Annotated in this window: 14 protein-coding genes and 1 pseudogene; 5 read left to right on the top strand and 10 right to left on the bottom strand. The window is 33.9% G+C overall.

Features of this window, described 5'->3' with window-relative positions:
• The 4 genes and pseudogenes from DMP16_RS03440 to DMP16_RS03455 all read right to left on the bottom strand — a co-directional run.
• Positions 1-470 (bottom strand): annotated as a pseudogene (locus tag DMP16_RS03440) (hypothetical protein); the annotation flags it as partial.
• An 11-nt stretch (positions 471-481) separates the two neighbouring features.
• The gene (locus DMP16_RS03445; RefSeq protein ID WP_143576894.1) at positions 482-886 is read right to left on the bottom strand and encodes a hypothetical protein; all 405 of its coding nucleotides are present in this window, start codon (positions 884-886) and stop codon (positions 482-484) included.
• Positions 883-1956 (bottom strand): S24/S26 family peptidase, encoded by a 1074-nt coding sequence (locus DMP16_RS03450; RefSeq protein ID WP_069281368.1) that lies wholly within the window; start codon positions 1954-1956, stop codon positions 883-885. The genes DMP16_RS03445 and DMP16_RS03450 overlap by 4 nt, the downstream gene beginning before the upstream one ends.
• A gap of 48 nt (positions 1957-2004) precedes the next feature.
• Positions 2005-2754: a hypothetical protein gene (locus DMP16_RS03455; protein ID WP_069281369.1), complete on the bottom strand. Its 750-nt coding sequence runs from the start codon at positions 2752-2754 to the stop codon at positions 2005-2007.
• A 444-nt stretch (positions 2755-3198) separates the two neighbouring features.
• On the opposite strand from DMP16_RS03455, the gene DMP16_RS03460 reads away from it, so the two are divergent.
• Together DMP16_RS03460 and malA are read left to right on the top strand one after the other, a co-directional pair.
• On the top strand, positions 3199-3492 hold the full coding sequence (locus DMP16_RS03460) for a winged helix-turn-helix domain-containing protein (RefSeq protein WP_185957806.1): 294 nt from the start codon (positions 3199-3201) through the stop codon (positions 3490-3492).
• 1191 nt (positions 3493-4683) lie between these two features.
• Positions 4684-6738 carry an alpha-glucosidase MalA gene (gene malA, locus DMP16_RS03465; RefSeq protein ID WP_069281370.1) on the top strand — a complete coding sequence of 685 codons (2055 nt, stop codon included), beginning with the start codon at positions 4684-4686 and terminating at the stop codon, positions 6736-6738.
• Positions 6739-7000: 262 nt separating this feature from the next.
• On the opposite strand, the gene DMP16_RS03470 is transcribed toward malA, so the two are convergent.
• The 5 genes from DMP16_RS03470 to DMP16_RS03490 form a co-directional block, all read right to left on the bottom strand.
• The gene (locus DMP16_RS03470) at positions 7001-7975 is read right to left on the bottom strand and encodes an ABC transporter ATP-binding protein (protein WP_069281371.1); all 975 of its coding nucleotides are present in this window, start codon (positions 7973-7975) and stop codon (positions 7001-7003) included.
• The gene (locus DMP16_RS03475; RefSeq protein ID WP_143576895.1) at positions 7972-8775 is read right to left on the bottom strand and encodes a carbohydrate ABC transporter permease; all 804 of its coding nucleotides are present in this window, start codon (positions 8773-8775) and stop codon (positions 7972-7974) included. Before DMP16_RS03475 ends, DMP16_RS03470 begins: the two co-directional genes overlap by 4 nt.
• Positions 8772-9593, bottom strand: coding sequence for a sugar ABC transporter permease (locus DMP16_RS03480; RefSeq protein ID WP_069281373.1), 822 nt, complete (start codon positions 9591-9593; stop codon positions 8772-8774). Before DMP16_RS03480 ends, DMP16_RS03475 begins: the two co-directional genes overlap by 4 nt.
• A 7-nt stretch (positions 9594-9600) precedes the next feature.
• Entirely contained in the window at positions 9601-10953 is a 1353-nt protein-coding gene (locus DMP16_RS03485; RefSeq protein WP_069281374.1) for an ABC transporter substrate-binding protein, read from the bottom strand.
• 313 nt (positions 10954-11266) lie between these two features.
• The gene (locus DMP16_RS03490; protein WP_143576896.1) at positions 11267-12199 is read right to left on the bottom strand and encodes a dipeptidase; all 933 of its coding nucleotides are present in this window, start codon (positions 12197-12199) and stop codon (positions 11267-11269) included.
• Between the two features lie 171 nt (positions 12200-12370).
• Between DMP16_RS03490 and DMP16_RS03495 the strand changes: the two genes are divergently transcribed.
• Positions 12371-13528, top strand: a complete 1158-nt coding sequence (locus DMP16_RS03495) for an MFS transporter (RefSeq protein ID WP_069281375.1) — start codon at positions 12371-12373, stop codon at positions 13526-13528.
• On the opposite strand, the gene DMP16_RS10875 is transcribed toward DMP16_RS03495, so the two are convergent.
• Entirely contained in the window at positions 13529-13678 is a 150-nt protein-coding gene (locus tag DMP16_RS10875) for a hypothetical protein (RefSeq protein ID WP_156770042.1), read from the bottom strand.
• A 313-nt stretch (positions 13679-13991) separates the two neighbouring features.
• Between DMP16_RS10875 and DMP16_RS03500 the strand changes: the two genes are divergently transcribed.
• Entirely contained in the window at positions 13992-15068 is a 1077-nt protein-coding gene (locus tag DMP16_RS03500) for a radical SAM protein (protein WP_069281376.1), read from the top strand.
• Positions 15058-16052, top strand: a 995-nt coding sequence (locus DMP16_RS03505; RefSeq protein WP_143576897.1) for an MFS transporter, incomplete at its 3' end; no start/stop codon positions are given. The genes DMP16_RS03500 and DMP16_RS03505, both read left to right, overlap by 11 nt.

The following is a 16052-nucleotide window of genomic DNA, read 5'->3' on the forward strand; positions in this document are numbered from 1 at the left end:
GGATATTTTAAATTAGCGTAAACACTTATGTTTAAAATAACAATGTATGATATCCCTTGTATTTTTAACTGATTATTTATTTCTTTAACTAAATTATTGTAGTATGTAAAGTTAGGACTATAGGATAAGAAATGGGAGGTCAAATTGCCTTTTCCTATAGTTCCTAAAAGCTTTGACCAATAAGGAGTTTTTATAGTCAAATTTGCCGTGTAATTCCCTTGATAATAATTAGCCGTTGTATTGAAATAACCATTGATTACTAGCTTTTCCGTTAAGGCACTAAACATTGAATTAGTATTTATTACAGTATCATTGTTAAAAAGTATAGACCTATTTATATAAAAGGTTGTAACATATTTAGTTTCAGCAAAATATGAACCTATTGACGCTCGTTGTGGAATAAATACTATAGAATTGGATTTTAAACCTAAATATACTAGAAAAACTCCCGAGATTATTAAAGCCAGCATAACGCCTAATCTTATATACTTAAGCTTAATACTCCAACACCTCCATAATATGTAAATATAATCCAAACTTTTATGTTTTGGGGATTAGTAGTATAGAATTGAATTAGAGGATTAATAAATGGTCCTGACAAAATTACTTGATTACTACTAGTTACGTATCCATCTACTGTAAGATCAGTGTAGTTACCTCCTTGAATAACTACTTTTATACTGTTAGCTGTTGAAAGGAGTTGCTGATTAATGTAAACTTTCACCACTGTAGACCCATTAAGTTCGCTAGTCACTAACTGAGCAGGGGGAATTATATGAGAAACGGAATCATTAGATACCACAAAAGCAGGAGTAAATGAACTCAAATACAATAATGATGACAATATTAAAATCATACTGATAATAAAGGTTATAAATATCTTCACCATTCTTCACCTCTTGCTATAATAACTGATATTGGAAATAATAAACATAGCGTATCAAGAGCAGAGTAGAGAAACAACGTATATAATGGACTACCTAATAACTCTCCGAGAGGTATAAGTGCTACTATAACATAAACCTTGATTAATAGTTGATGTAAGCCTTCATAACCTTTTCCCACAACCGTCAAGTTCACTAATTCACTTTTCCCGGGATATAAAGTAATAATTTTTGGATTAACCGTATATGTCCCATTTCCCTCAACAGTGATAATTACTACCTCTGGTAACATTAGTTTGTCAGTCACGCTAAAAGTATATGACTTACTTTGGTTATATAAGAGTACTTGTAAGTTAATTGCTGAAACTTCATTCACACCTCCCGCTAAAATACCTTCTTGATGAGAGACTGAGTAGACTACGAAGAAACTATAAGTTGACGTGCTTGAAATTATAATAAAAATAGAGAATAGAACGATGGTGAAAAAGAGCAATAAAGCTCTTCTTGGCAAAGCTACCCTTCTAATCTTCTTTCTCTCATCTATCCCTACGAGGACAGCTATTAATATTGCGAAGATTACGATGGTGGTTATGATATTCCCTCTCGCGGAAAGTAATATTTGACCTAGGTATGGTATTACTAAGGGCTTTCCGTCTATTAGGACAGCCTTCGCATATATCTCTGAAGGAGTTACCGGGGGCATGTAAATCTGGTCGATAAAGTTATCATTAACCCCCTTAGTTATAAACGTATCATTAGGTAGAACTGAAACAACTTCGTGTATTATGTATGGGGGATACCCCGGGATTTTGCCATAATCTGGATCCCTAAACACGATAATACTACCATTAGTTATTTTTCCCGCTAAAGGTTCCGGTATTGCAATTACTATATCCCCAGACTTTAACACGGGGTACATACTATAGCCATTCGTTATAGCAATGAAAGTTGGTCTACCCAATAGGTTTGCAGATGCGAGTAAGATGGAAAATATAAATAGTAATATTACGAGTATATTTAAAAATATTTTCAAAAAATTTTTTAAAGAATAAGTGAGTACATATGTAGACATAAAAAAACAACCCTCCCTTTTAAATTATATTCTCTTTTCTATTATCCTTTATGCTTGATAGCCATATAAGTTCAATGCTGCCGTGAATGTTGCTGCAGATGCACCTATAACGCCATAAGATGGCAATAATACTAGTATATAGATCACCTCTCCATTACTCCCTCCACTGCCTATAGTGACTGTAGTATTACCTATTGCAGTTGCAACAGAAGATGGTAAGCCATATGTTGATAATACTGCAAATTGCTCGCCATTAATATCTACCTCACCATTACCCATAGGCATTATGTTAATTGCATTGTTAGGGAATGTAGTTATTGCTTGTTCACTAGAACCATGAGTTCCAAGTACTATTATTTGAATTGGGCTATTGTTCATAACATGCTCTAGTGATGCCCCTAGATATGCCATCGTGTTATTATTACCAGGATAGTTGAACTCTGCCTCAACTACTGCAAATAGGTAGGCTGCAGAGTAGCTTGCAACTACTTTAGCGCTAGGCGGAGGACTTGGAGGAGGTGGAGGCGGTGGAGGAGGAGATGGAGGATCATATATAAATGCAGCATAGTCAGCAGTACCAGGTCCTATTGCAGGTAAAGTTATTGATAATCCGCCATTTCCCGAAATTTGGCTAAACTCTAATGGATCTAACTGCAGTAATGCGTTTTCTGAATCTATTTGCACTACGCTACCACTCGTTGAGTTGCTTACCACGAAGCCTGCTACAAATGCTTGATATACTAGCAGTGTTGCTAAAACTATTGCTACAGATATTGCGGCTAAGACTTTTAGGTTCATTTTTGGTCTAATCTCTTATTGTCATCCCAATTTAAAAAGATGAGGTTACACTAACGTTAGTTAGGCATATACTACAATCCTCCTGATATACGTTTTGTGATAAGAGCTTAACATATAAGTATTAATGAAGCAAGGATATTTGTTATCAAACAAAATTTCTATCATATCTGGAATAATGTAATATATTATATATATCAAATAACAGCCACGATATTAAGGTTTAAGCATTTAATCTTAGAACCTTTTTTAGTACCTCATTCACTACGGATGATACTATATACTTCCAGTTTGAGGATAGACATAAAATAATTACAAAGTAGGGAAACCCTCACCCTTTAGGGCAGGGAGGAGAGGTCAGATGTATAGATTATTAAATATAAAATTAAGTGATTTTACAAGACGGTGGATAGATAAATTTATATTTATAGAATCAGAAGAAAGATGATGAGTAATATGGGCATAAGAAGAGAAAGAATAGAGATAATTTACATCATTCTTAATGGATGTAAAGAAGGCAGTAAAAAGACTAAGCTGATGTATAGTTCTGGACTTAATTATCAAGTATTTATGAGATATATAAGTGAATTAGAGAACTTAGGTCTGATAAAATTTGAAAATGGGAGCTATTTCTTAACAGAAAAGGGGGAAAAGACGTTAGAGTTAATAACCGAATACATGAAAACAAGGAATAGGTTAATGGAGATGAGGAGGTACTTAAGCGAACTTTTAAAAAGTTAACGATCGTGAGAATGAATACTTTAGTTTATTTCACAACAAAATATGAATAGGTTTATACGAATTAACAGTTTATTAATAAATATTTTTATAAGTATAGTGTAAATATAGTACAGTCATAAAATCAGAATTTTCAACCCTCTTCATATGGTAGGTAAAAGGAAGCAAGTTTATAGGGATATACCTTGTAGGAGTTAGTATAAACAATAATTTTTGATATAAATTGATTTTCTTCATTGCGGAAAAGATTTTGAGTGAGGTTATCTATTGGGGTCAGAGTTGATTTCCTCACCCAAGTTTAGAGCCTAGGTTTTTACTGCTGGACGAGATTTCATTAGCCTTGACCTTTCGTCAAATTGAAGGACTTTATTACCTTACACTGCTTTGCTTTCACTGGTTGGCTAATATTAATTATAGGGTTGATGTTATGATGAGCATTACTATTTATGAGTCTAGAAAAAATGATTTCCGCGTCTATGTGATGTTAATAAGAGGGAAAAGGTTACACAATAAGGCGTGATTCTACAATGCCTTCTATTTGTTTAACTCCGAGGTTCGACAAGATAAGCTTAGTAGAACTGGCATTCAGATTAGCATAGCTAGCATGGAACTCAACAAGACGAGATAGTTGAAAATATTCTTCATATAATTTACTCGAAATCCGTAAGTATAAGTCGGAATAAAATTTTATCGAGATGAACGAAATTATCTTTCATACATCCTAAATTCTAACCCAATTCTCTTTAAGATTATATATGCTAGAACTGTCTTAACGAAATATACAATACAAGTGGAGGTATATAGATAATTGGTGGTTTAAACATCTATTAATCAATTCAGAGATTCGTATTAGCTTATGAGTAATATCAAGTTTTTTAAGAAGATAAAATAGTTTTAGAATGCTATAGCTCCAAGTTTGATTTGATTTTTTAAATTGATACATAGTTGATTTTTACATAATAAGTGCGAAATAACGTACTAATTTTTTGCTAATTCGAAGTTTTTATTATCCTAGAATATAGTACGTTTTAAGGTATATTACGTTAGATTATATATAAGTATGACAAGAAATATTTACCTTATTATCATATATACTTTAACGAATTAGGTAGATAACTTTAAACGTTAATGGAGCTGTAAAAATATTACGGTTTAGCGATAGCTTTTAAATTTTTACATAATAGCTTTAGATCCATGAGAATAGAGGCTTATGAGAAAAGTGGGATATTTAGGCTAATGATAAATGATCCTATTCCTCCCATAGATTTTGGATTTAGGGGAAGTAAAATAGAGATTAAGGATTTCCCCTTAGAGATAAAGGAAGAAGGTAATCATCTACTTATAACCAAACCGTTAGGACTTAAAGAACATATACTAGGCTTAGGTGAGAAAGCGTTTGAACTAGATAGGAAAAGGAAGAGATATTTCATGTATAATGTAGATGCAGGAGCTTATAAGAAATATGATGACCCATTATACGTTAATATTCCATTCTTCATCTCTGTTAATGATGGGATAGCTAAAGGATATTTCATAAATTACGCTGGTAGGCTAATAGTTGACGTTGGGTTTAAGGAATATAATAAAATAATAATAGAAGTTCCGGAAAGATCTGTGGAAATATTCGTATTTGAAGGACCTACGATAGAAAAAGTAATTGAAAAATATACTGACTTAACTGGGAAACCCTACTTATTGCCGTATTGGGCTTTAGGTTATATGATATCTAGGTATTCCTATTTTCCTCAAGATAGTGTGATAGAATTGGTTGATTTGATGCAAAAGGAGGGATTTAGAATAACTGGAGTATTTCTAGATATTCACTTCATGGACTCTTATAAGCTCTTCACGTGGCATAGGGAGAGGTTTCCCGACCCTAAGAAAATGATCGAGGAATTGAAGAAAAGAAACGTTAAACTGATCACTATAGTAGACCATGGTATTAGAGTGGACCAGAATTATAACGTTTTCATATCTGGCATTGGTAATTATTGTGAGTTGGATAACGGCAGTATGTTCGTAGGCAAACTTTGGCCAGGGTATACTGTTTACCCAGACTTCTTTAGGGAGAAGACAAGGGAATGGTGGGCTAACCTAATCTCTGAGTGGTTATCTCAAGGAGTTGATGGGATTTGGCTAGATATGAATGAGCCTACAGATTTTACAAAAATTATGGAAATAAATAACGTTTTAAAGGATCTACCAATAAAGGTAAAGGATGACCGACTCTATTATACTTTTCCAGATAATGTAGTTCATGATGGGAAGTTTTATCACTGGCAAGTTAGGAATGCATATCCTTACTATGAGGCTATGGCGACATTCGAGGGATTTAGGAAAGCAGGGAGGAGTGAAGTGTTTATCCTAAGTAGGGCTGGGTATGCTGGAATACAGAGATACGCTTCAATATGGACTGGTGATAACACTCCATCATGGGATGATTTAAGATTGCAACTAAAACTAGTTTTAGGCTTATCAATTAGTGGAGTACCTTATGTTGGAATTGACATTGGTGGATTTCAAGGTAGAGGATTTTATGAAATAGAGAACTCTCCAGAACTACTCATGAGATATTATCAATTAGCATTATTCTTTCCATTTTACAGAAGTCATAAGGCAACAGATGGTATTGACTCCGAGCCTTTAAACCTTCCCTCATTTTATAAAGAGAAGGTAAAAGAGGCTATAAATATAAGATACAAGTTTTTACCATACTTATATTATTTAGTAAAAGAATCTAATCTCTACGGTCATCCAATAGTTAGACCACTATTTTATGAATTCCAGGATGATGAAAGTTGCTATTATATTGATGACGAATATATGGTTGGCAAGTTCTTATTGTATGCTCCAATAGTCTACCCTAACCAAGAGAAGAGAAGAGTTTATCTTCCTAATGCCAAGTGGTTTGATTACTGGAGTAATGAGATATTGGAAGGAAAGAGTTGGGTATACTCTTCATATGACTTACCAATATATATCAAGGAGGGAAGTATAATACTCTTAGAAGATAATGAGCTATTAGTTTTCGGTAATGGGGAGATTAGATATGACGATATTGTAATTAAGAGTGAAGAAAAACGAATTTCGTTCTCCAATAAGTTTTACGTAAAGAGGTTATACTGGATAGAAAGAGACGATATTAAAAAGGTAATTGTTAATAAAGAGAAGGATAAGAGTTTTGAGAGGAAAAACAATCTCTTTATCATACACATAGGGGAGGAGGTAAAGGATATACATTTAATCTGACTTCCTTCTCGCTCTAAAAGTCGACCCTTATGGAATCTCATCGGTTTCCCTCATATATAATCACATCTCCCATGTGTCGAGAGGCTCGGGAAACCTATAGATTTTAGAAATCATCCACAAATGGTTAGGCTTTTCTCGTCTTGTAAAAGAATTTTTGTAGATTTTTTACTTTACATAAGATGTTGTAATTTTAAAAGTTTCAATATGATGGCATATATATTCTAGAATTTAAATAAAGAATTAAATAGAAATAAAAAATAGTTTATTCCTTATCTATTAAAATACCATCTTTATATTTCCTAAACTTCTCTATCTTAAAAGTTACCTCATCACCCACATCGAACATCTCTTTAGATTCTATTATCACCCTTTTATCATCTTTTAATTTACAAGATAGATATATTGAGTCTCCAACTACTTCTACAGACTCTACCGTACCCTTAAACTCTCCTCCTAATTTTACCCAGGCTGGTCTGAATCCTATTTCGATACCTTGCATTCCTAATATATCACCGGGTAGAAAGTTCATGGGGAAGTCTCCTATGAACTCTCCAACCCATTTAGTCTTAGGGTATTCGTAAAGATCTGTTGGTGTTCCCACTTGTTCGAATTTTCCGTTATGTAAAACTGCTATCCTATCAGCTAAGCTCATGGCTTCTTTTTGATCGTGAGTTACGTAGACGAAAGTCCCATTTAGTTCCTTTTGTATTCTTTTTAATTCTCCCCTAGCTATAAATCTAGTTCTAGCATCTAAATTTGATAAAGGCTCGTCTAACAAATAAAACGAAGGTTCTCTGACTATAGCCCTAGCTAATGCTACTCTCTGCTGTTGACCTCCACTTATTTTAGTAACGTTTTTGTTGAGAATTTCAGAAATCCCTAATAACTTAGCAACTCTCTCTACTTTCTTCTGAATTTCCTCTTTTTTCATACCTCTCATCTTTAAGGGAAATGCAATATTATCATATACTGTCATATTAGGATATAATGCATAGTTTTGGAAGACCATAGCTATATTTCTCTTCTCTGGAGGAAGATTTGTTATATCTTTGCCATCTACTACAATTCTTCCCTTATCTGCTCTTTCTATTCCAGCTAGTACTTTCAATAAGGTTGACTTTCCAGCTCCACTAGGGCCTAATATCACGAAAAACTCTCCACTTTCAATTTTTTCAGATATACCATTTAATACAATTAAGCTACCATACCTTTTAATAATATTATCTAATTCAATCATGCTTTTATCCCTCCGGTTAAATATTCACCTTTCAAATATTTTTGAAGAATAACGGTTAAAATTATGACAGGTATCGTGAAAACTAAGGAAAAAGCTACTGCAGCTAGTTCGTTCCCCCTAGTTATATTTATATAGATTTCTACAGGTAAGGTTGGATGAATGGGGGAGAGAATAACTGCATATGTGAACTCGTCCCAAGAGAACATCCATGAGATAAGGAACGCAGCTATAATTCCCGGCAATGCTGTAGAAACGAGAATGTTTGCTATGTAGGATAAAGCTGAAGCTCCATCTATCCTAGCTTGATATTCTATCTCCTTAGGTATGGCTGAGAAGGTACCTTGCATTATGAAAGTTGCTAATGGTAATGTTATTAATTCTTGAACTAAGGCTAATCCTATTGGGGTATCGAATAAATGTAGTTTTATGAACTCTGCACTTATCGGTATTGCAACTACTATTCCCGGAACCATGTTCGTTATTAATAGTAAAACTAAAACGGGATAGGCTATCTTAGCTGGTAATCTACTTAATCCATAACCTGCGGGAATTCCAACTAGTAATGCTATAATTCCCACTAACGTAGCTACTATAAGGCTTTTTATAAAAGGTTGAAGAAAATTATATTGCGTAAACGCGAATATTAGGTTATTTAATGTAAATTGTTTAAAAATAGGTGGAGGATATAATGACTCTATCGTGTATTTTGCCGGGCTAAAAGCTACAAGCAATAATATGTATAGGGGAAATAAGAAGTATATAGTAAATATTGCGAAACCTACGTAAACTATTTTACTCATCTTCTCCCACCTAATTTTATGTTTAAGACTATTAGGACAGAGATAAAGGCTAGGAGTATAACTGCAGCAGCGGATGAGAGATATATTGTAGTAGTGGAGTAAAGCTCGTACGCAAGAGTAGTCAAGATAAGTGGATGAAATCCTATTAATACTAAAGGTAATGCAAAAATATTAAATTCACTAACTCCTCTTATAATTAGAGCTATTGCGATATAGGATTTAAGGTTAGGCAACGTAACGTAGAAAAATCTTCTCACTGGTCCTGCCCCATCTAATGAGGCAGCGTAATATAAATCCTTAGGTATTGACATCATCCCAGCTAGGAGTATCAACGCCACTATAGGTGTGTTTTTCCAACTATCAGCAATCATTACCACTAGAAGTGAGATGTAACTATTAGCGTACCAATTTACGGGATGTATCTTTAACATCGTAAGGAAGGTATTAGCGTAACCCCCAGCCGTTTGAAATATGAACGAAAATGCTATAGCTGAAACTACTGTTGCTACTCCCATTGGGACAATACTTAATGTGGAGAAAAAACTCTTACCTCTGAATTCCCTAGCTAAGATTGATGCTACACCCAAGCCTAACAATAACTGGATCAGAAGGGCTCCTATAGTTACTATTATTGTATCGATAATCGTACCGTATATATTGAAATAAAATAATTCTTTATAATTATTCAACGTAAATTGCCCATCTGATCCAATAAAGCTTAAAAATACTGCATCAAAAGCTGGATAAAACGCGAAAACACCTATGTAAACAATTGCAGGAATAGTAAAAAATAGATACCTTAAGTCCTCTCTATTCATAATTTATTCACCCGTATAATGGCTGGAATACCCCTTGTTCATACTCTTGAGCTACCGTTTGGTTATAGTTAGTTTCCAGATACTTATACATCTCAGCGTTAGCTTGGCTCAAAATAGCTGGAATTTGTGAAGTCGGTGCATGATTTACTACTATTTCATCAAATACTTGATCTGCTATTGTGTCCCAATAGCTTATCCATGGCACAGGTTCTCTGAAGAAAGCGTTCTGGAAAGCCTCTTCTTCTACTTTAAACAATGCTGATATGTTAGATGGTAGATTCTGATAAGCCTGTGAGTTAACCGCTGGCTCTCCCAATACCATTATAATTTCTCTCTGAACTTGTGTTGATAGTAAGTATCTAACGAATAACAATAGGTCATAAATGTGTGTCGCACCTTTCGGTATTGCTAAGACGTCTCCTCCTACTAGGTGGTCATTATTTACAGGACCAGCGGGACCAGGATAGAAACCAATATTTGATACATTTACTCCCTCAGATGCCATTACTGAATAAATATAAGGCCACTGATAATCCAAAATGTAATATTGTCCATCAACTAAACCTTTGTAGCTTCCCCAATAACCATGGATGTACTCTGGATTAAAGTATTGAGATAATTCGTCTAAGAAGGTCATAGCTTGAATATCCCCACTATCATTGAATACAAATGGATTTCCTCCAGCTTGAACCATCCACTGATAAAGCTCAGTAGATGTACTTGCCCCACCATGGCCTTGGAACATTACGGGTTTAGCACCCGTCTTCTCATATATGATCTTAGCGTCTTGCATTAACTGGCTCCAATTTTGAGGGACGGGCAAATTGAGCTCTTGGAAGACTGTTTTGTTATACCAGACTAATGGGATGTTTCCTCTGAATGGAATGAAATATATGCCGTGATATACGCTCTCCTCATATTTCATTAAATTGGTCATAGATGGAATCATACTAGGTATCTCTATCATTGACGAATATGGTGATAAATTCATCAAGTCACCGGCGTATAATAACTCTCCTATTACTAAGTTATCCTCAGCTATCACTACCGGACCCACATCCCCAGCTTTCTCTAATGCTTCTATGCTATTTACTATGTCACCCGCACTTTCAGATACTAGATTCACCGTTATATTTGGATACATTTTTTCAAACTGAGGAATAATTAATCCATCAAAGACCTTAGCTTCTGACGGGGCTAGGTCGTCATAATATGTTATAGTTACGTGTTGAGAAGTGACGTGGTGTGACGTAGTTACGAAATAATATCCTGCACCAGCTGCAGCAGCAACTACTATTATTACTACGATAGCTATTACGAGAGTCCTACTTAATGCTCTATATAGAATTTTTTTATACATTAGTAGACACCGTATTACATTCTACTTTAATTATATAAAAATTTATCCATAAGTCATAAGAAGTTTATGTAATTATAAATTAATTTAATATTTACTATAATACTTATATAGTATATGTTCCTAACATTTAGTAATGTAGGATAAAATAACGACCGTTGATTAACCCTACTAGTAAAATTCAAAAATGGAAAAGTATTAGTTAATATAATTAATATAAATATTTTTTAAGATTAAAATAAATTATATAATGTGAATAAGTAATTAAGCCCAAATAGTAGAATAATGAAGAATTGTTATAGCTTCTGCCCAGACACTAGTCCAAACTTTGGGTAATTACTCTATAAGCATTTTTCCACATTAACTGTTCCTCATGACCTTCTATAGCCTTTACTAACTCCCTTACTTTAAGTATATTCTCAAAGCCTTTAGGAACTTGACTAATGCCTAAAAAATCAGTACCTAACGCAACGTAGTCCCAACCAAATGACTCTCCTATGTATTTTACGTTTTCTACGATAGAATTTATATTTGCCTCTCTTAAAGTGGAGACTATTGCGGTAATTCCTATGACTCCTCCAGTTTTCACTACAGCCTCTATCTCCTCGTCGTCTAAATTCCTCTTATGATCCTTTAATCTTTTAACATTTGCGTGAGAAACTATAACAGGCTTTTTAGTAATTGACGCAACGTCTAATACTGTCTTCTTACTGGCATGGGCCAAATCTATTATTATACCCAGAGAGTTTGCAAGCTTAACTAATTCCTCGCCTTCCGACGTTAAGCCATAATCCTTCTTAGACATACAAGATGAGGCAAACTTATTATCATAGTTCCACGTTAAGCCTAGGTTTAGAACGTGTAATTCTTTTAAAATGTATAAGTCAGTATAATCTCTTAAAACGTCCGTACCCTCTAAGGATAGTAATAGTTTAACTCCATTATTACTAATGTCATCCATACTCTTAATTATTTTGGCAACCCCTTTTCTGTCTAAGTAATAATAAAACTTAATTTGGTCTATGAACAATTCGAACGAGAAATTAGTGGATCTCGTAAAATTGCCATAGAGTTTTGTTAACTCCTCACTCCTCTCATCTATTGTATCTACGTGCGGAAATATCGATGCGAAAACTAAAGCGTCTTTAAACTCATTGAGCATTTTAATGCTAGATTGATAATCTCCATTAATCACATCAATTCCCTGTTGGTTGGAGTAAGCTAAATCCTCATGTAAATCTATTAACATTTTGTAAACGTTCATTTCCAAGTATTTAAGGACATCGCTCAAATTGTCTAATAAATCCATGAGATAGTCAAGACCTAAAGTTTCTCATAGCATCCACATCTTAAAATTTTTGAGAGAACTAACTACATAAATCTAGAAATGTTTAAAACCTTGTAAACTATATATGCGTCGATGTTAAACAAGCTAATCCCATATTGGGTCTTAGTATTCTCAATAGGCTTTGGCTGGTTCATATTATCTCCTATCATACCAGTATTGAGTAATTTGTTCAAAGTCTCAATTAGCTCAATACTGTTAATTATCTCGTCTTACGGATATTCAATGGCAATTTTGGGAATCCTAGCAGGCTACTTATCAGCCAGATTTACTGTAAAGACTTCTCTAATACTTTCTAGCATTATCTCATTGATTGGACTTATTGGCAGAGCACTATTATTGAATTTCACTACTTTTCTAACCTTTGGGATAATAGCGTCTCTTGCGTATCCATTAGCAGTTGCTCCAGTGGGGAGTATAGCTGAGGCATTCTTTAAAAACAGATCACATACAATAGTGGGCATAAGTATTGGCTTACTTTTTTTGGGAATGGCTATGGGCTCTTTCATTGGACCTTTTATATATGATTACTTAGGTTTATCTTTAACTCTATGGATCCCAACAGTATTGTCCCTTATAGCGTTTATATTAGTTTTACTAGGTACAAGGGATTACCCTAAGAACTTTAAGAGGTCTTTAAGGGGAAGTTTTAATCTAGGAATGATAAAGAACTGGTACGTAGGATTAGCAATAGCTTCAGTTTCAGTAATGTTCGGGAGTATAGCGTCAACAGTATTAATCTTACATAAGGTAATTCCCTTGATTGCCATTAGTTTAGGAGGATTATTTGGAGGATTAACCTTCTTAGGATCAGCTTTAGGAGCGATTATATTGCCTTCCATATTCGAATCCTTTAACTTAAGGCTAGGGTTAATCATTGCAGCATTGCTTTCCTTCATATCTATAGTAATAATGTCGATGAGCTTAACCCTTAACTTATCATTTACTCTAATAGGCTTAGGTTACTTCCTATTTGGATTCTTTGGCAATGCCTATTGGTCAATGGCACTAACCTCTGTTACAAACTACGTTTCAGATCCTGCAGATGCAGGGTTAGCTACTTCGATGTATAGTGCAATTACTAACGTAGGAGTTGCAGTGATTCCCGTATTTATGAGTAGTTTATTTGATAATCTATCAACGATGCTAGAGGGCGATGGTATAGTAATAATTATGGAACTAATAGCCTTTATACTGTCTTTCACTTTAAGGGTTAAGAAAGTAGAAACGTGATTAATCATCAACAGTATATTTTCTTTTCTTTGTGATAATAAGACGCTTTTTCCCCTCTTCAATATAATAATACAGAGGATTATCACAAATTTCCTGTCCTTTAATAATTACACAACCAATAGTACAAGCTATCTTTTTGTACTCTCGCATATTTTACTACATAAAAGATTATATATAAAAACTTTACTATAATTACTTATTAGTATATGTGTTGATTTTTAAAGCATTTTTTAAGTGTTAATTGTTAGTTCTTAAAGATTTTATACTTTACGACAAATTATTAATGAAAGGTATTAAGAGGAATATATATATAAATGAAATATAAATATTTGGGTGAGAAAATGTCCGAGCTTCAAGGAGCATTATTATCTCACATAGCATCAATATTTGCTGGTTTAACAAGTTGTGGTAAAGGGACAGTAATTTGCGATACAGGTACAGTGGGTTGAGGTGATTAATAAAAATGGGAGAAAATGAAAGAGACCTTTTTTATATTTATACTACATTAACGTGTAATCTATCTTGTACACACTGTTACGTTCCTTCCTCACCTAAATTGATTATTAAAAATGAACTCTCTTTAGATGAGTTTAAAAAGATCATAGATTACGCTGAAAAATTAAAGGTTAAAGAAATTAGACTAACAGGGGGAGAACCACTTTTAAGAAAGGATATTATAGAAATAATTAATTATACAATTTCCAAGGACATTACGGTAAGTATAGAGACTAATGGTCTTTTAATAGATGATAATTTTCTGAAATCAATTTCTGACCTAAGCAAAGTACATATAAGTGTAAGTTTGGATGGCCCTAAGGAAGTTCATGAAAGTATTAGAGGAGCTAACACCTTTGAAAGAACAGTTAATTCCTTACACCTTTTAAAACAATATAATGTAAAAAGGACAATAATAACTACCCTTGTAATAACAGACTGGATATATAATGAAGAAAAAATAAATAGTTTTATTGACCTCCTTATTAACCTATCCCCTAATGTATGGTACGTCCACGTATGGGTAAGCCCAGAGGGTAGGGCAAAACTACTTAAGCCTACTAAGGTTAAAGAGATTTACGATGCAATAAGACTATTCTATTCATTAAGAATAAAATTAGATGGAAAAATTCCCATAGTCTTAAACGTTCCCCCAGCAGTAATTCCAGAGGAATTTACCGAATTCATGCTAAAGGACACTCTATTAAATTTGGGTTGCCATTGGTGGAGAATAGCTGGAATCAGTAGTAATGGTAATGTATCAATCTGTCATAGATTCACACTATTCCCAGAAATGAGAGCTGGAAATGTGAGGAGAGATGACTTAAACAAAATCTTCTCGCACGAGATACTCAACAGAAAGGAAATAAAGCTTAAGGGTATCTGTGGAAAATGCCTAATAAAAGACTATTGTAGAGGCTTTTGCAGAGCTGATGCATACGAGTTCTACAGGGACTTTAACGCACCACATCCATTATGTCAACTATTTTATGAAAACGGTCTCCTTAACAGAAACTTCATAGCAGGGGAGGAAGATGACGGATGACAAGCGTAGAAAACTTACACTTAGATATTATATTTACACGGTAGACTACTTGACCAGCTTTATAAGCATGGTAAGAAATTTAATTTTCCCGATTTACGCATATGAGTTGGGATATTCTCCCTTAATAATTGCCTCTTTCTTTGGTACATATTATATACTATCCGCGATATTATCATATCCATCTTTATTCGTGGTCAAGAGAATAGGGGCAAGAAATTCAGTATTATTATCTAATCTAGTAGACGCGATATCGCTTCTCCTGTTATCATTTAATTCCTTAACGTTCTTCTATTTATCGTTTGGACTACTGTCGCTAGCCCAGGTCTTTATAACGCAGTTTAGAACACTAATTGTATATAATTTTGATGAGAATGAGTTAAAGGGAATCTACTCAAAAAGGTATAGTATCACAGTGATGGGCTACTTATCTTCTATAGGCTTATCAGCTATTACAAATTATTTCGGAATAGTCAAGTACATATTCTTACCGTTAGGGATATTTTATTTAACTACAATATTCTTCATCTTATTGTTTAGACCAACTACGTCTGAAGTGAAGAATTTCAAATTAGTACCATCTAAGGAGGCTATTTTTGTAGTGATTATACCTAGCTTCATAGCTTCTTTTGTAACTGCTATAGTGATGAAGCTACTTCAAGTCTTTTATTTAAAATTAGATTTAAATGGCTTTACTGTAAGCATAATATATCTGTTAGAGTATGTTGTAAATCTAATATCGTTTAGAGTAGCTGATAAGGTTAAAGAGGAGACTTTGATTAAGTATTACATCCCATTTTCTATTATCTCAAGCGTTCTAGTCTCTTTAATATCATTAAGAATTTATATAGCGAGTGTATCAGCACTACTGGCATCAGATTTTATTGATGCACTAATAACCGTTGTAAACTCTATCCTATTTGTTAAGTTATTGAAGAGACTTGGCCAGGTTGAAGTTAGTAATGTATTGCAAGAAATGTTCGGAAG

The organism is Sulfolobus sp. B1, from assembly GCF_007050195.1.
Taxonomy (GTDB): Archaea; Thermoproteota; Thermoprotei_A; order Sulfolobales; family Sulfolobaceae; genus Saccharolobus.